This is a genomic window from Gardnerella washingtoni (assembly GCF_049262705.1).
Classification (GTDB): domain Bacteria; phylum Actinomycetota; class Actinomycetes; order Actinomycetales; family Bifidobacteriaceae; genus Bifidobacterium; species Bifidobacterium vaginale_D.
The window spans coordinates 1,100,802-1,115,276 of sequence record NZ_CP058398.1 but is presented as its reverse complement, the minus strand read 5'-3'; the positions used below and the strand labels follow the sequence as shown (position 1 = coordinate 1,115,276).

Below are 14,475 nucleotides of genomic sequence, written 5' to 3'. Positions count from 1 at the left end.
GTGTTGATAATACTTTGTCTTTAAGAGAATTGCGGTTGACTTAAAGGTGGTAATAATTTATAATGAGCACGGTCGGTAGGTAAGGCTACCACGGGGATACGGGTTGCTGCCGCAACACAGTGGAGACACTGCAAGTTGGTTAACAGTTGTTGTCGAATTCAAGGCTTCAACTAATGCAACGCCACCGCCCTGCGAAGCTGAAGCTTGAACGATGAAGGTGATTGCGAGCAACTGTGTTGTTGCTGCTTGCTTGTGCCTTGGTTCTTATAAGCCTCCGATTCAGTGAAGATTTGATTTTGCGTTGGCGCGCACAGGTTGTAGGAGGTGATTTGCCGTGAAACAAGACAGTAGTAGTTGTAATCAGAGTACTCACAGTGCTGTTAGTGATGATTCAGACAGTGTTAGTAGTAGTACGGACGTTCCTCCTGAATATATAAAAGCCGGCAATCGCCACCAAAATGTTTGCGATTAAAGATTGACAGTGAAAGATTTGTATCTGGAAGTTTCGCGCGTAAATTGCGAAGTGAAGTCTCAAATTTTAAGCAAAATATAGCTTAAACGCAAAAATAGTGGTGATAAGCGGCTCTCGAAAAAATAAGCGTTCCCCGAGGACTTATCATGACAATATTTACAACATCTGAAAAAAACAGTGCAGGCACGCAAGTAGACGAAAACACTCGTTTTTGGTCCGATATTATTGTATGCATAGGAATAATTGCACTATTTGGCGTAAGTGCCTTCCTTTTGCAATGTATCAATCAGCCAATTGGTCCGAGTGGTATTCCTTCTAAAGTGTCTACCGACTTAATCAATCTACCTTATTACACCTTGCGATCAGTATTCCGTATGCTTCTTGCGCTAGTGGCATCGCTTATTTTTACTATTGTGTATGGATCTCTTGCAGCGCGTAGCCGTAGACTTGGTAAAGTACTTATTCCACTGCTTGATATTTTGCAGTCTGTGCCAATTCTTGGCTTCCTTTCGGCAACGGTTACTATTTGGTTAGTGTTGTTCCCTGGTTCTATGCTTGGCGTTGAGGCTGCTTCGATTTTTGCTATTTTTACCAGCCAAGCATGGAATATGACTTTTTCATTCCATCGATCACTACTTAGTGAGCCAAAAGAGCTGGATGAGGCGGTTCGCAGTTTGCAACTTACGCATTGGCAGCGATTCTGGGTGCTGGATATGCCGAACTCAATGATTCCTCTTCTTTGGAATTGCATGATGTCGGTTGGCGGCGGCTGGTTCTTCCTTACAGCATCCGAAATGATTTCTGTAAACAATCACACTTATGCGCTTCCAGGAGTTGGTAGTTTTGTGGCACAATCCGCCGCAGAAAACAAGCTTGGAAATATTTGGTGGGCGATTGCTTCGATGGTTATGGTTGTTTTGGCGCTTGACTTCTTCTTGTGGAAGCCGCTTACTGCTTGGGCTGAGCGTTTCCGCATTACGCAGAGCGCTTCGGACGATGAGCGTCACAGTGCTATTTTGACGCTTATTCGTCATTCTCATGCGGATGAAGTTATTAGTAGGTTGTTCTCACCAATTCGTGAATGGCTTGATCTTGTTACGCGTCCGTTTGGTCGCACAGGTTCTAAGTGGCCATCTAAGGCTTCTCAGCGTAAGATTGGCGATTTGCTCTTCAACATTGTGATGGTTGTGTTAATAGTGGCTTGCGCTGCTCAAATGCTGTACTTTGTGGCTACGCGCGCTGGCTTACAAGAGTTTGCTACAGCTGGAGCGTTGGGTGCTTTGACTTTTATGCGCGTTGCTGTACTGATTTTTGTAAGCTCGCTTATTTGGGTGCCAGTAGGTGTGTACATTGGCATGAATCCTAAGATTTCGCGTATTATGCAGCCGGTTGTGCAAATTCTGGCTAGTTTCCCAGCAAACTTCATATTCCCGTTTGCAATGATGTGGTTTATGGCTTGGCATATTGACCTTGGTTGGGGAAGTATTATTTTGATGGCGCTTGGTACGCAATGGTACATTCTTTTCAATGTTATTGCTGGTGCAAGTGCTATTCCGGATGATTTGCGCGAAATGACGCGTAGCTTCCGTTTGAATAATGCGTTGCGTTGGAAAGCCCTTATTTTGCCTGCAATTTTTGGATCTTGGTGCACCGGTGGTATTACTGCAGCGGGCGGTGCATGGAATGCGTCGATTGTTGCAGAGATTGTGGAATATGGTAAGAATCATATGGAAACCCAAGGTTTGGGTGCATATATTACTGCTGCTACAACTAGGGGTGATTCTGTGAAAACGCTTGTAGGTGTAACAGTTATGAGCTTAATTGTTGTGTTAAGTAATCGACTGTTCTGGACGCCTTTGCAAAGGTATTCCGAAAAAAGGTATGTTCTCAATTAAATCGACTGAATAAATCGACTGAATAAATCCGCTAAATTAGATTTTATATAACAGATTGGCAAATATTATGAACACTTTGAACAAAAAAGCTGAATCAACTGTGCCAGCCTCAATTACAAGCGATATTATCGATGCAAAGCACATCAGTCAAAGTTTCACTTCCGACAGTGGTACCACGCAACACGTTTTGCATGATATTTCTTTCACTCTTCGCGAAGGTGAGATTGTTGCAATTCTGGGACGTTCAGGAGCTGGAAAATCCACTTTTCTTCGTACAATGGCAGGTCTTGTGCAGCCAACTGAAGGCACGGTAACATATCGAGGTCGTGAGCTTACTGGGCCAAACCCTGGTGTAGCTATTGTGTTCCAAACTTTCGCGCTTATGCCATGGCTTACCGTGCAAGATAATGTGGAGCTTGGTTTGCGTGCTCGTGGTGTGAGCAAGGAAAAACGCACTGAGCTTGCGTTGGCTGCAATTGATGCAATCGGCTTGGATGGTTTTGAAACTGCTTACCCGAAGGAACTTTCTGGCGGTATGCGTCAGCGTGTGGGTATTGCTCGCGCTTTAGTGTTGCGTCCGGATGCACTGTTTATGGATGAGCCATTCTCTGCACTGGATGTGCTTACTGCTGAAAATTTGCGTCAGGAAGTGTTGAAGTTATGGTCGAGCGAAGAGCGCGATATTAAGTCTGTGCTTATTGTTACGCACAATATTGAGGAAGCTGTGCAAATGGCTGATCGTGTGGTCGTACTTGGTTCGCATCCTGGTCATTTAATTGCAGATGTGAAGGTTGATTTACCTCGTCCACGTGATAAGCACAGCGCTGAATTTGAGGCAATGGTTGATAATTTATATGCCATTCTTACAGGTTCTGCTCCAGAAAGTGCAGCTGAGCAAGATAATGATGAAGTTGCAGATGCTCAGGATCAAACTCAGGCTGCTGCAACTGTTGATGCTGAAGATACTGAAGCTGCAGCCATTGCGGATATGCTTATTCAACGCCATCATGACGATGAGGATGAAGACAAACAGAACGAAACTGAAGCTGAATCCGGTGAAGCGAAAACAGAGCCTGTATCAGTTCGTTTGCTTCCAAATGCAACTCCAGGTGGTATGGCCGGTTTGCTTGATGTTATTTCAGAAAATCCAGATGGCATCGATTTAGCTGATTTGGCTGCAGACTTGTCGTTTGAGATTGATGACTTGTTCCCACTCGTTGATGCTGGCCGTATGCTGAATCTTATTACTGCTGAAAATGGTCATATTGCTATTACTTCCGCTGGTGAGGAATGGCATAATGCAGATATTTTGCATAGTAAGCAGGTATTTGCACGACTTTCGTTAGAACACGCTCCGCTTGTTCACGCAATTGATCAGGCATTGAGCCGTAATCGTAACGGAAAACTTCGAGGCGAGTTGATTTTGGATTTATTACGCAGTAAGCATACTGATGCGTTGGCTCGTCAGCAATTTGATATTGCGATTAGTTGGGGTCGTTACGGCGAATTGTTTGATTACGATGCTGATGATGACGAGTTGACTCGTACTGTTGAAACTGCTCCGCTTGATGGAGTTTCACGCTAAAATAGTGCCAAAGAATGTCCATTATTATGCATAAATTTAATATCTGTATGCTTTCGACGAAAGAATGCCGCATAGTTTTTTTGTCTTTGAGGTCTAGCTGCTTCTTTTATTGAGATTGCGCGGATCGGAAGCTCCTAAAAAGCGAACTTTTTAGGGAAAACTACGTTAGAACGCTTGTTTCTAGCGCTAACTATACGTCGGTATGCGGCGGCGATGGAGGAAATATTATGGTGAATGCTGTAGAAGCATTTGATGCGAAGCATCTTAAGGCTGCTGAAGAAATTCCAGCTTTCCGTCCTGGTGATACCGTTGATGTCAACGTTAAGATTCAGGAAGGTAACAACACTCGTATTCAGACCTTCACCGGTGTGGTGATTGCTCGTAAGGGTGCTGGCGTTCGTGAGACTTTCGTTGTGCGTAAGGTGAGCTTCGGCACTGGTGTTGAGCGTCGCTTCCCACTTCATTCCCCAGCTATCGATTCGATTAAGCTGGTTCGTAGTGGTCGCGTTCGTCGCGCTAAGCTTTACTACTTGCGCGCTTTGCGTGGTAAGGCTGCTCGTATTGCCGAGCGTCGCGATAACTCTGCTAAGTAAAATTAGGATTAAGGTGAGGATTACTTATGGCATTTCGTGGCACGCAAATGAGCGATAATCATATCGTTGCTGTAGCGGGTCATGGCTTGGATCCTTCACCGGTTCCACCAGAGCCGGAGGGTTATGTACCGTCCGGCTCTCACGTATCTACACATAGAAAAGCTACTAAGAATTACAATAAAAATAACCGTTTTGCACATGCGCGTCGCAATGAGGGAGATCGTTTCTCGCTGCGTGACGTATTGGTATGGTTTGGTATTCCAATCTTTTTGGTTTTGCTTGTGCGTCTATTTTTACTGGGTGCGTACACTATTCCATCGGGTTCTATGCTTGATACTATTCACATCGGTGATTATGTAATTACTACAAAACTTACGCCACGAGTATTTCCATTGCAGCGTGGAGACATAGTAGTTTTTGAAGATCCTGCGCATTGGTTAAGTGGTGAAAGTGCGGTCAATGGTGTAGTCGGTAAAGATTTAATTAAGCGTCTTATAGGATTGCCTGGCGACACTGTTGAATGCAAAGGTCCTGGAGAACCTATTGTTGTTAATGGAGTTGAAGTTCACGAATCTGCGTATATTCGGCCAGGCGTTGACCCAAGTGCTTTTCCATTCAAAGTGAAAGTTAAACCAAACCATGTGTTTGTGATGGGAGATAATCGCGCCAACTCCGCTGATTCTCGTTATCATCGTAACGATGGTGATGATGGTTTAGTGCCGATTTCAAAGATTGAGGGTGTTGCGGTATTCCGTTCATGGCCAATTAGCAGAATTGGTTTTTTGGATGATCATCACGATGCTTTCGATAGTGTACCTAATCGGTCTGCACAATAGTATGTATGTGCACATATTTATGTAATCTTTAATGGCGTCTTATGCTTGTGAATTGTTTGTGATTACTAGTAGTTTGCATGCATAAGTGTGCGATAGTTATCAATAAGTCGAGAGTCTGTTAGTAAAGTTTTAATGATGCCAGCTAAATCTTCTCACGTGCCACTTATTCCATCTTTTCACTATGAGCAGGCGTTACTTGTTGAAGGCTACGATTGGGTTATTGGTCTCGACGAAGTTGGTAGAGGGTCACTCGCAGGACCAGTGATGGTTGGTGCTGCAATTATTGGTGCAACTCAAATTACAGCACAATCCATGCCTGAAGGTTTGGCTGATTCTAAATTGCTTACTGAACGTCGGCGTGAGATGCTTTATGAGCCATTACAGCAATGGTGTACTACTTGGGCAGTCGGTTCCTGCACTAATCGAGAAATTGATGAGTGGGGTATAAGTTATGCGCTTGGCGTAGCTGCTTTGCAAGCAATTGCGCAAGTTGAAATAGCCATCGATAAATTGTATCCGAATAAAGAACATCGCTTTGCTGCAATACTGGATGGTCCTTGCGATTATATTAATAAAGTCGCTGATACTTTTGACGCACCGTATGTACCTTTCCCAGTAAAAGTGCATACCCTAGTAAAAGCAGATCGGCAATGTGCAAGCGTTGCTGCAGCTGCAGTATTAGCAAAAGTTACGCGAGATAATCTTATGGTGTCATTGTCTGCAAAACCGCAATATAAAGTTTATGATTGGGCAAGCAATAAAGGTTACGGTTCTTTGGCTCATCGTCTTGCAATTAAAAAAGTAGGTCCAAGTGATTTGCATAGATTATCTTGGCATCTTTAGAGTACTTGAGTATCAACTTATTAAGTTGTGATTGGTAAAATCATTATTGAGCGAGGATTACATATGACAAAAAGCAGAGAAAAACGTGTGTCAATGCTTGATGTTGCGCATGCTGCTGGAGTAAGTCATCAAACAGTTTCTCGTGTTATTAACAATTCGCCAGATGTTTCTGCAAACACGCGTATGCGAGTATTGCATGTGATTCAACAACTTGGATATCATCCCAGCAATTCTGCTCGGTCTTTAGCAACACAACAATCGCGTACGTTAGGACTTATTGTTGGTGCAGAAACAAGTTCTTCGCGTGATATTATTGCTCCTATCGAAGCTCAAGCTAAAGCGCGTGGATTGTTCCTTTCTGTGAGCATGGTTAATGAGATATTGTGCGAGCAGAGTGATATTCGTGCGTTGTGTGAAAGTTTTGAAGAACAGAATATAGATGGTCTTATTGTTGATGCGCAAACGGACGCAATATTTACATCATTGTGTCATACACGCATCATGAAACCTTGCGTGTGTATTACATCTACCCATGGTGCCATAAGTGCTCACGAAGGTATACATCTGCTGCATTGTCACAGTAATGTGGATTATTCAATAATCGGTATGAATCAATGGCGTGTTATGAACGACATTGTGTCTCTTATTTCACATTATGGTCATCGTCATGCTATTTATTTTGCTGGTCCTGCACAATGGAGGGGAGCTGCAACACGCTTAATTGCGTGGAGATCGTTGTCGGCAATGCAGGGTATCCGTTCTCATATTGTGCAATGTGCATCATGGAAATCTTCGGAAACATATGCGCGCATGAATCATATGCTAGAAAAATTTGGTATGGAAGGTATTACTCTTCCGAGTATTGTTGTTACTTCAAGTGATGAGCAGGCAGTGGGTGTTGTGCGTTCACTGTATGAACATGGTTTAAAAGTTCCGAACGATATTAGTGTAATAGGTTTTGGTGATATGCCTGCAATGAGTGATTTTTTCCCACCTCTTACCACTGTTAGTGTTGATACGCAACAGTTGGGTTCATTGGCTGTTCGCGAAGTTTTGCGTTTGATGCATCATGGTCCTGAACCAGCATTTCCCGACATGGCTCATGGTGTTGGCCAGATACCTGCAAGTGTTGTTGTTCGTTCTTCGCTTGCGGCTGTGTTGCGATAAATCTTTTTAAGAACAAAATGTGCGTGAAACACTCGTGAAACACCAGTGATGAGTTTTTAGAAAAGGCATAAAAACGGCTTAAAATCAGCATAATAAGGCGATTGCCGGCGTGTTGATGGTGCGTGTACAGCGTAATCTTAAAAGAAGTTGGGACATACTATTTTTAGAGGATGTAAGACAAAGATTAGGATAAAGAAAAGGACCGGGAGATGATAAATCGCTGTTTTGCGTTCGTACCAGGCATCAAACATTTAGTTGCTTTAAGGTCGACGTGTCTTGCGGTTTCTTCTCTTATGAATATCGCATTTGTATATGTATGTGTTGGTATGCTTTCGCCAATACTTCGACCTGTGCGCTCGTTAGGTACTTCCTTAATGAGTTCCGTGGAATTTACTTCTTACGTCATTGCGTTAGCGGCAATCATTTTATTAAAATATGCGACTTTTCATTGGGCATGTACTATATCGACAGATATTGAATCACGCGTAGCGATGCGTTTGCGACCTAAGATGTTGCATGCCATGTTATCGTTGCGTTCGTCAAATGTTGAAAGTTTTGGTGATTTTGCTACGCTCTCAGTCAATGACGACATTGCTGCAATTCAACACTGCATTGCGATTCTAGTACCGCAAATTGTGGCTGCTATTCCTATTCCTTTAATTATTGCTGCAGTTTTGTGTACTGTTAATCCTGCAATTGCTGGTATTTGTGCTTTAGCTGCAGTATGTAATGGCATAGCTATGGCTTTAGTACTGGTTTTGGGAGCTTCTTATTGGCGTTGTTTGAGTGCGTTCTGCGCATATGGTATTACCAGCATTGCAATTGTTGCAACAGTTTGGTTGTCGTCAGTAAAGGGTGTTGGTCTTGCTGCAGCGCTACTGACTATGCCATTATTAATGTTAAGCGTTCAACCATTGCGAAACGTAAGTAAGCATATGCATGTGCTACGTCATGCTGTGCACGGTATGCGTCATGTTGAGACATTGTTGAAAACTGTTACTGATTCTTCTGCACCAATAGCATTTAGCGATGATGGCACAACCTTATCTTTGCCAGATGGTGCTACTAACATTGCTTTGCGTATGCGGTGCGATATTCCAGAAAATCATGATTCTAATCGTGAAGTTCAACGTGTATCAATAATTGCTCGTTCTGGTCAGGTGCAAGTTGTTCCAAGCAAGTATCAGTCTGTGATGCGTGAAGGTATACTTTCGGGAACTGGCTTTACAAAAACTGCTGATGTGCTGCTCTCGTATCATGATCGTTATGAAGTGCAAGAAGACGACATTTCACCATTTGTTGTTTCGGATGCGTTTGATGCTAATGAGCATGCTTCATATTTACCATTACATGATGTTACTTCGGGAGCTTTAGCAGACGTTGTTACGCTTGTTAGTGAAAGAAGTCACTTATTTGCTACTACTTTGCGCGAAAACTTATTGCTAGCTGCACCAACTGCTACAACAACCGCAATGTGGGATGTTTTACGCGCTGTGCGTGTGGATGGTATAGTCTATGCAGATTATGACGGCTTAGACATGCCAATTGAGCGTTTACTGCATAATCCTGAAGCAACATATAAACCTGCTGATATTATTCGTCGTATTATTCTTGCACGAGCTTTATTACGTCGTACACCAGTATATATTTTCGATTATTCTGTAGAAACAATCAGTGATTTTGAAGCAAAAGCACTTATGAAAGTGTTACGTCGTATGGCACGCTCGTCGACTGTAATAGTTCTTATGCCGAATGATGCTGGAGTTACTTCTGCAGATGCTAATGTGACAGTAGAAACACATCTTCATATTGCTAACACTGATCTTCAGCATGTTTCGCAATCTCAAGAATCTTCCTCATCTCAGCATTCTGCTCGTACCATCAATGCTTCTTTGTCGGAACTAACGTCTTTAGGTCGAACTCGTGCTGTGTCAAAAGTTAAGCGAGTAGTATTTGCTATTATTTCAACGTTTATTACTGCATTGAATCTTGTGGCTGCTGTATGTATTCCGGTAACTATTGTTGCTGCGATGTTTGCAGTCGCAGGACGACCAATATTTGGTTTCGTAATGCAACAGTGTGTGCTAGTAGCTGTAGCTTGCATGTCAATTCGAGCACTTACACTAGTGCTATCTTTTGCCGGTATTGATATGCATCATGATCATTTACATAAAGCTCATATCAGTATGAATGTTGGCATGATTTGTGCAGTTATACCGTTGATTGTTGTGCTGTACTATTTCGACACCAATTTGGCATACTTAGCAATAGTAGCTTGTGTACTTATGGTGTTGATAATGCCTCAATATTTGTTGATGCGTTCAAAGCATATTGTGAATAAGGTGTGTGTTGAGCAACGCGAAGTTGAGCGTGAAGTCAGTGATATTGAGCTTGGTATCGATGAAGTATTAGCATTCCGTCAGGGTGAGCATTGTGTTAACCGTATGATTGCTTCTATGAATAAAGTTGCGCAGCAAAACATGCGTTTAGCACGTAAAATTGCTGGAGTTTCATCGTTTGTGCTAGGTGTGTCGTTATTAGCTATTGCGTTTGCAGCTTTAATTGTTTCGCATACTATTCATCCGGTGCCAGCAAATATTCCAGCATGGAGTACTGTGTATGCTGTTATGGCAATAGTGTTGCTAGTTGTTCTGATTCAACAAGTGGTGGACGTAGTGTTGCAGCGTATACCTTCTATGGTGCATATAACATCTACTAAATAAGATTTTTGATGAACGCTCAATGAACTTTGTGGTAATACTCGTTGTGTTAAAATCGTTATTTTAAGAATATGCATACGTTAAGTTGGGGGACTAAATATGCGTAATAATGATACACAAGAGTTGCGTTGGCAGAGCTTATCGCATCAATCGCAACGTAGTAGCAACAACATAAAGCAACGTAACAATCGCAATCAACCTCGTAGACAATGGCTTGCATTATGTTGGCTACTGGTACTCGCTATACTATGCGGTATTGTTATTGGTCTTATATTGCCAAAAATTAATCATACTGCTGGTCAACTTACTGGTGAATACGAAGCAAATGGGGAAGCTGCTCAGGTATTACAAAAACTTCATATTGCTCATCCTCATCGTTCAGGGTATGAGCGTCAAGTATTTGGCTACCGAACTACTGATGATGATGGTAATGGCTGTGATGTAAGAGAAGATGTGCTCGCACGTGATTTGCAAGATATTCGATATAAGTATGCTGGATCGTGTCAAGTGCGTTCAGGATTATTACATGATCCGTATACGGGTAAAGATATTCGCTTTGTGCGTGGACGAAAAACCAGTGCTTTAGTGCAAATCGATCATGTTGTTGCATTGCAAAATGCGTGGGAATCTGGAGCATGGAAGTGGAATACTGCTAAGCGTTTGAAATTTGGTAACGATATGCTTAATTTGCTTGCCGTACAAGGTGCTGCTAATCAAGAGAAAGGTTCTGCATCTGCTGCGTATTGGCTACCATCGAATAAATCGTTTCGCTGTGCATATGTAGCTCGTCAGATTGCTGTCAAATATAAGTATGGTTTAACAGTAACGCGTGCAGAAAAGCAGAGTATGGCAGCAATATTGCATAATTGCAATGTACAAAGCTTACCTTCAGATAAGCAAGGGTTAACCTCAGTATCTACATCCAAATAATATGTGAGGAAACGGTTTAATACTGGTGACGTGTGTGATCGTGCATAACATCATGATGTTCAACAGTGTGAGGAATATGCAATATGCGCATGCGGTCAATGGCTCTACGTGCAAGATTATGTGCAGAACCAGTATTTTCACCCTTGACCCCAAAGATTACGAGTAATGCCATAACTCCAGTGATAATAGCGCTAATACGTAGTGTCCACTGCACGCCAAAAATACTCGCAGCAACATCTGCAGCATGTCCTGTGCCAGTAACAGAGTGATGCCAGGTAGTCAGTACTGTCATAGTAACTACAAGCACAGGCGCACCAATCGCACCCCATAGCTGGCGCATAGTATTGGTGACTGCAGAACCATCGCCAAGCTCTTGAGATTGTAGACAATTAAGAGACCAAGTCGTTATTGGCATAAGAAGGAATCCCATACCTATTTGTCGCGTGAATTGCCAAATAGAAATCCACCAAATCCACGTATGCATGTCAATAAGGCTCATCATCACAGTGCCAAAAAGCAAAATAATAGAACCTGCCATGGCAACTGGACGCACGCCAAAACGATCCAACATGCGACCGCCAAAGTACTGCGAAATAGCCATGCCAAATGCGCCTGGAAGTAAAATTAAGCCACTCATAGTAGCAGAAAAACCGCGATCAGATTGAATATACAGTGGAATGAGCACCATAATAGAGCTAAAAGCGAAGAAAGTAAGGCATGCACAAATAGTGCCAATCATAAAATAACGATTTTTTAATACGCCAAGACCAAGCAATGGAGTATGACCGCGTCGTTGTGTACGAAGTTGACGAAGTATAAACCAAGCAATACCAACAGCTCCAACTACCATAGGCACCCAAGAAAGTGGGTGCGCAATTCCGCATGCTTCAATATTAGTAAAGCCAAACATTAAACCGCCAAAACCAATAATTGACAAGCCTACTGAGAAAAAGTCAGCATGCGCATGAGGGTCATGTTCGCCAAAATTATGGAGGAAAAGAGTAGATAGAATCACTGAAATAATACCGATAACAGTTAAAGAGAAGAAAATAGAGCGCCAACCATTAATATCAGTTTGCAAACCGCCAATAGTAGGACCGATTGCTGGTGCAATACTCATAGCCATGCCAACACTGCCCATAGCTACGCCACGTCGTGTAACAGGATAAACAGAGAATACTGTGATCTGAAGCACAGGCCACATAACTCCTGTGCCAATCGCTTCCAGCGTGCGTCCAAGCAATGCCATGACAAAGTCATTACTCAGCCATGCCAACACGGAACCGAGAGTAAAAAGCAGCATGGAAGTAATAACAATTTGGCGAGTGGAAAATCGACGCGTTAAGAATGCTGTAAGAGGCACCATAATAGCCATAATCAGCTGAAAAATAGAAGTAAGCCACTGGCCGGTAGTAACACTAATGCCAAATTCGTGAACAATTGTTGGAAGAGCAGCAGTTAGCTGAAGTTGTGCAAAATTACCAATAAAAGTAATAAACGTAAGAATAGCGAGAGAAATAAATGCTGGACGCGTAAGACGATTATTGTGATAGGCTTCTTCGCCAACTAGCGCATGACTGAGATTATGGCTTGTGCGAGATAACCAAGTTGATTGTGTCACAATAAAACATCCTTTGCTTATATCATTCAGTTGTATATAGTAGTTGCACAATACGTAATTATGCAAAAGCTTATGCCCAGTAGGCTGCTTCGCAATAAGAAAATTGTCAATAAGCTACTAAAACAGTAACTTATTGACTTTGTGCTCTCATGTGCAATATTGCAACAGCATGCAACGTACAGGTAGTACTTAGTGCTGCGAATAGTGTCACTCATAACGTGAATCTTGAATTAAGCTTCACGCAAAAATAAGATTTTAAAATTTATAGTAATCAGTAGCTTCGGTAAGCAAGCCAATGATTGTACGCACCCTGAATAGAACCGTAACGACCATTGCAATAATTCCAGAACCAGCGAAGCTGCGTTTGATAATTCGTAGCCCAGTCAGCGCCAGCAGAAGCCATTTTGCCGCCTGGCAAAGCTTGTGGTAAACCGTAAGCTCCAGAAGGATTCATGGCGTTCACGCGCCAACCGGATTCATGAGAAATAATAAACACAGTAGCAGTAAAATCTGCTTCAGAATAACCGTTAGAAAGCAGCCAGTCATGTGCCCACTGCTGCATCTCGCCAGCTGGAACCGTGGTACCAATGGAAGATGCCAAGCTGCTACTTACCGAAGTCCCGCCAGTGCCAACGAGAATAACTTTATCTTTTGGTGCTTTCTTCACGTAAGAAGCGAAGATATTGGAGGAAACAACTTTACCTTTTGCACGCGTAACGATTTTTGTTGTTTCCATTACGCCATTAGCGCCATCACTTTGCACTTTTTCAGTGCCCTTTGGCAGAGCAGCTGTTTCCTTCTTAACGACGTTAAAAGCAATCGCATCGTCTGAAGTTTCTAACTTTGCGCCAGCACGATTAATTGTAATAACTGTTGATTCGTCAACCTTCGTAGTAAGCGATGGTGTTACAACATCATGCGCTTCAAGTGTAATATCTCCAGCCTCAAGTACAGATTTAACATCAGTAAAATGAGTGCCTAAAATAGTGCGATGATGACCATTGATAACTACGTTAATATACGATGTTGCACCTTTGTTGAGTGCCTCTCGCGCAGCACCACGAGAAACCTGTGTAGTATCAGTAGCAGAATATGCGGTAAGTGGAGCAGTGTGACCTTGAGCTGAAGTATAAAAACCACGCGAAGCAAAACCAAGCGTCACCAAAGCTGCGAAGCCTGCAATAATTGCACCCAACTTTGCCCATTGACGTAAACTGAGCGAACTAAGTGTAACAGTATGCTTGCGGTGACTGGTCATAACCCTCCTTATTTCTGCAATTAAGCTACTCGTAAACACATGCAGTGTAAATTAACAAAACATGAGCAACGTGCACAAAACCGTTTCCAGTATATCTCGTGGCGTATATCTTGTTATATGCATCACATTTTACAGTGAGCATTACAGTGTTATAACTATTTTTTGCAACGTATTGATGCTATCAAGACTTTTAATTATTTTTTGCTTCATACTTTTTTGCTTGCTCAACTAAATCTTCTAAATCAGAAGCAAGGAGTGATCCGGCTTGACGATAAATAACTTCTCCTCGTTTAATAACCATAATTGTTGGAACAGCTTTAATTTGAGCAGCTTCAGCAATTTCATTACTTTCGTCAATATCAATTTTGACAAAAGGAATGTCAGGATATTTTTCGCTAACTTTCTCAAAAATTGGACCAAACGCACGGCATGGACCACACCAAGTAGCCCAGAAATCAACAACAACAATTTCATTCGTTGAAGCAATTTTTTCAAAATTTTCTGTATTTGCATGTATTGCTGCCATAGCATCCCCCTATATATTGTGCGTATTTT

12 protein-coding genes and 1 riboswitch are annotated in these 14,475 nt (G+C 42.4%); of the genes, 9 read left to right on the top strand and 3 right to left on the bottom strand.

Annotated elements, in window-relative coordinates; translation table 11 throughout:
- Positions 1 to 64 precede the first annotated feature (64 nt).
- Positions 65 to 223, top strand: a riboswitch (M-box (ykoK) riboswitch).
- 111 nt (positions 224 to 334) lie between these two features.
- The 9 genes from HXT28_RS04205 (at position 335) to HXT28_RS04165 (ending at position 11,041) form a co-directional block, all read left to right on the top strand.
- Positions 335 to 472, top strand: a complete 138-nt coding sequence (locus tag HXT28_RS04205) for a hypothetical protein (protein WP_422113310.1) — start codon at positions 335 to 337, stop codon at positions 470 to 472.
- A 146-nt stretch (positions 473 to 618) separates the two neighbouring features.
- Positions 619 to 2,367, top strand: a complete 1,749-nt coding sequence (locus tag HXT28_RS04200) for an ABC transporter permease (RefSeq protein WP_422113309.1) — start codon at positions 619 to 621, stop codon at positions 2,365 to 2,367.
- A gap of 67 nt (positions 2,368 to 2,434) precedes the next feature.
- On the top strand, positions 2,435 to 3,952 hold the full coding sequence (locus HXT28_RS04195; protein ID WP_422113308.1) for a nitrate/sulfonate/bicarbonate ABC transporter ATP-binding protein: 1,518 nt from the start codon (positions 2,435 to 2,437) through the stop codon (positions 3,950 to 3,952).
- A 227-nt stretch (positions 3,953 to 4,179) separates the two neighbouring features.
- A complete protein-coding gene (gene rplS, locus HXT28_RS04190; protein ID WP_004105329.1) occupies positions 4,180 to 4,545 on the top strand; it encodes a 50S ribosomal protein L19 in 366 nt (121 codons plus the stop codon).
- A gap of 26 nt (positions 4,546 to 4,571) precedes the next feature.
- The gene (gene lepB / locus HXT28_RS04185; protein ID WP_422113307.1) at positions 4,572 to 5,381 is read left to right on the top strand and encodes a signal peptidase I; all 810 of its coding nucleotides are present in this window, start codon (positions 4,572 to 4,574) and stop codon (positions 5,379 to 5,381) included.
- Between the two features lie 135 nt (positions 5,382 to 5,516).
- A complete protein-coding gene (locus HXT28_RS04180) occupies positions 5,517 to 6,224 on the top strand; it encodes a ribonuclease HII (protein ID WP_422113705.1) in 708 nt (235 codons plus the stop codon).
- 63 nt (positions 6,225 to 6,287) lie between these two features.
- Positions 6,288 to 7,391 (top strand): LacI family DNA-binding transcriptional regulator, encoded by a 1,104-nt coding sequence (locus HXT28_RS04175; protein WP_422113306.1) that lies wholly within the window; start codon positions 6,288 to 6,290, stop codon positions 7,389 to 7,391.
- Between the two features lie 209 nt (positions 7,392 to 7,600).
- On the top strand, positions 7,601 to 10,114 hold the full coding sequence (locus HXT28_RS04170; RefSeq protein ID WP_422113305.1) for an ABC transporter: 2,514 nt from the start codon (positions 7,601 to 7,603) through the stop codon (positions 10,112 to 10,114).
- Positions 10,115 to 10,210: 96 nt separating this feature from the next.
- Complete coding sequence (locus HXT28_RS04165) at positions 10,211 to 11,041, top strand: HNH endonuclease family protein (RefSeq protein ID WP_422113304.1); 831 nt, start codon at positions 10,211 to 10,213, stop codon at positions 11,039 to 11,041.
- A gap of 16 nt (positions 11,042 to 11,057) precedes the next feature.
- Here the strand turns inward: HXT28_RS04165 and HXT28_RS04160 are convergent, their stop codons facing one another.
- The 3 genes from HXT28_RS04160 to trxA form a co-directional block, all read right to left on the bottom strand.
- Positions 11,058 to 12,662, bottom strand: a complete 1,605-nt coding sequence (locus HXT28_RS04160; RefSeq protein WP_016636694.1) for an MDR family MFS transporter — start codon at positions 12,660 to 12,662, stop codon at positions 11,058 to 11,060.
- 271 nt (positions 12,663 to 12,933) lie between these two features.
- Positions 12,934 to 13,920, bottom strand: coding sequence for a G5 domain-containing protein (locus HXT28_RS04155; protein ID WP_422113303.1), 987 nt, complete (start codon positions 13,918 to 13,920; stop codon positions 12,934 to 12,936).
- Positions 13,921 to 14,110: 190 nt separating this feature from the next.
- Positions 14,111 to 14,446 (bottom strand): thioredoxin, encoded by a 336-nt coding sequence (trxA, locus tag HXT28_RS04150; RefSeq protein ID WP_016636692.1) that lies wholly within the window; start codon positions 14,444 to 14,446, stop codon positions 14,111 to 14,113.
- Positions 14,447 to 14,475 lie beyond the last annotated feature (29 nt).

Excerpts from the sequence above, each read along its gene's own strand:
- HXT28_RS04200 (WP_422113309.1), top strand. The coding sequence starts at position 619 with ATGACAATATTTACAACATCTGAAAAAAACAGTGCAGGCACGCAAGTA.
- HXT28_RS04195 (WP_422113308.1), top strand. The coding sequence starts at position 2,435 with ATGAACACTTTGAACAAAAAAGCTGAATCAACTGTGCCAGCCTCAATT.
- rplS (WP_004105329.1), top strand. The coding sequence starts at position 4,180 with ATGGTGAATGCTGTAGAAGCATTTGATGCGAAGCATCTTAAGGCTGCT.
- lepB (WP_422113307.1), top strand. The coding sequence starts at position 4,572 with ATGGCATTTCGTGGCACGCAAATGAGCGATAATCATATCGTTGCTGTA.
- HXT28_RS04180 (WP_422113705.1), top strand. The coding sequence starts at position 5,517 with ATGCCAGCTAAATCTTCTCACGTGCCACTTATTCCATCTTTTCACTAT.
- HXT28_RS04175 (WP_422113306.1), top strand. The coding sequence starts at position 6,288 with ATGACAAAAAGCAGAGAAAAACGTGTGTCAATGCTTGATGTTGCGCAT.
- HXT28_RS04170 (WP_422113305.1), top strand. The coding sequence starts at position 7,601 with ATGATAAATCGCTGTTTTGCGTTCGTACCAGGCATCAAACATTTAGTT.
- HXT28_RS04165 (WP_422113304.1), top strand. The coding sequence starts at position 10,211 with ATGCGTAATAATGATACACAAGAGTTGCGTTGGCAGAGCTTATCGCAT.
- HXT28_RS04155 (WP_422113303.1), bottom strand. The coding sequence starts at position 13,920 with ATGACCAGTCACCGCAAGCATACTGTTACACTTAGTTCGCTCAGTTTA.
- trxA (WP_016636692.1), bottom strand. The coding sequence starts at position 14,446 with ATGGCAGCAATACATGCAAATACAGAAAATTTTGAAAAAATTGCTTCA.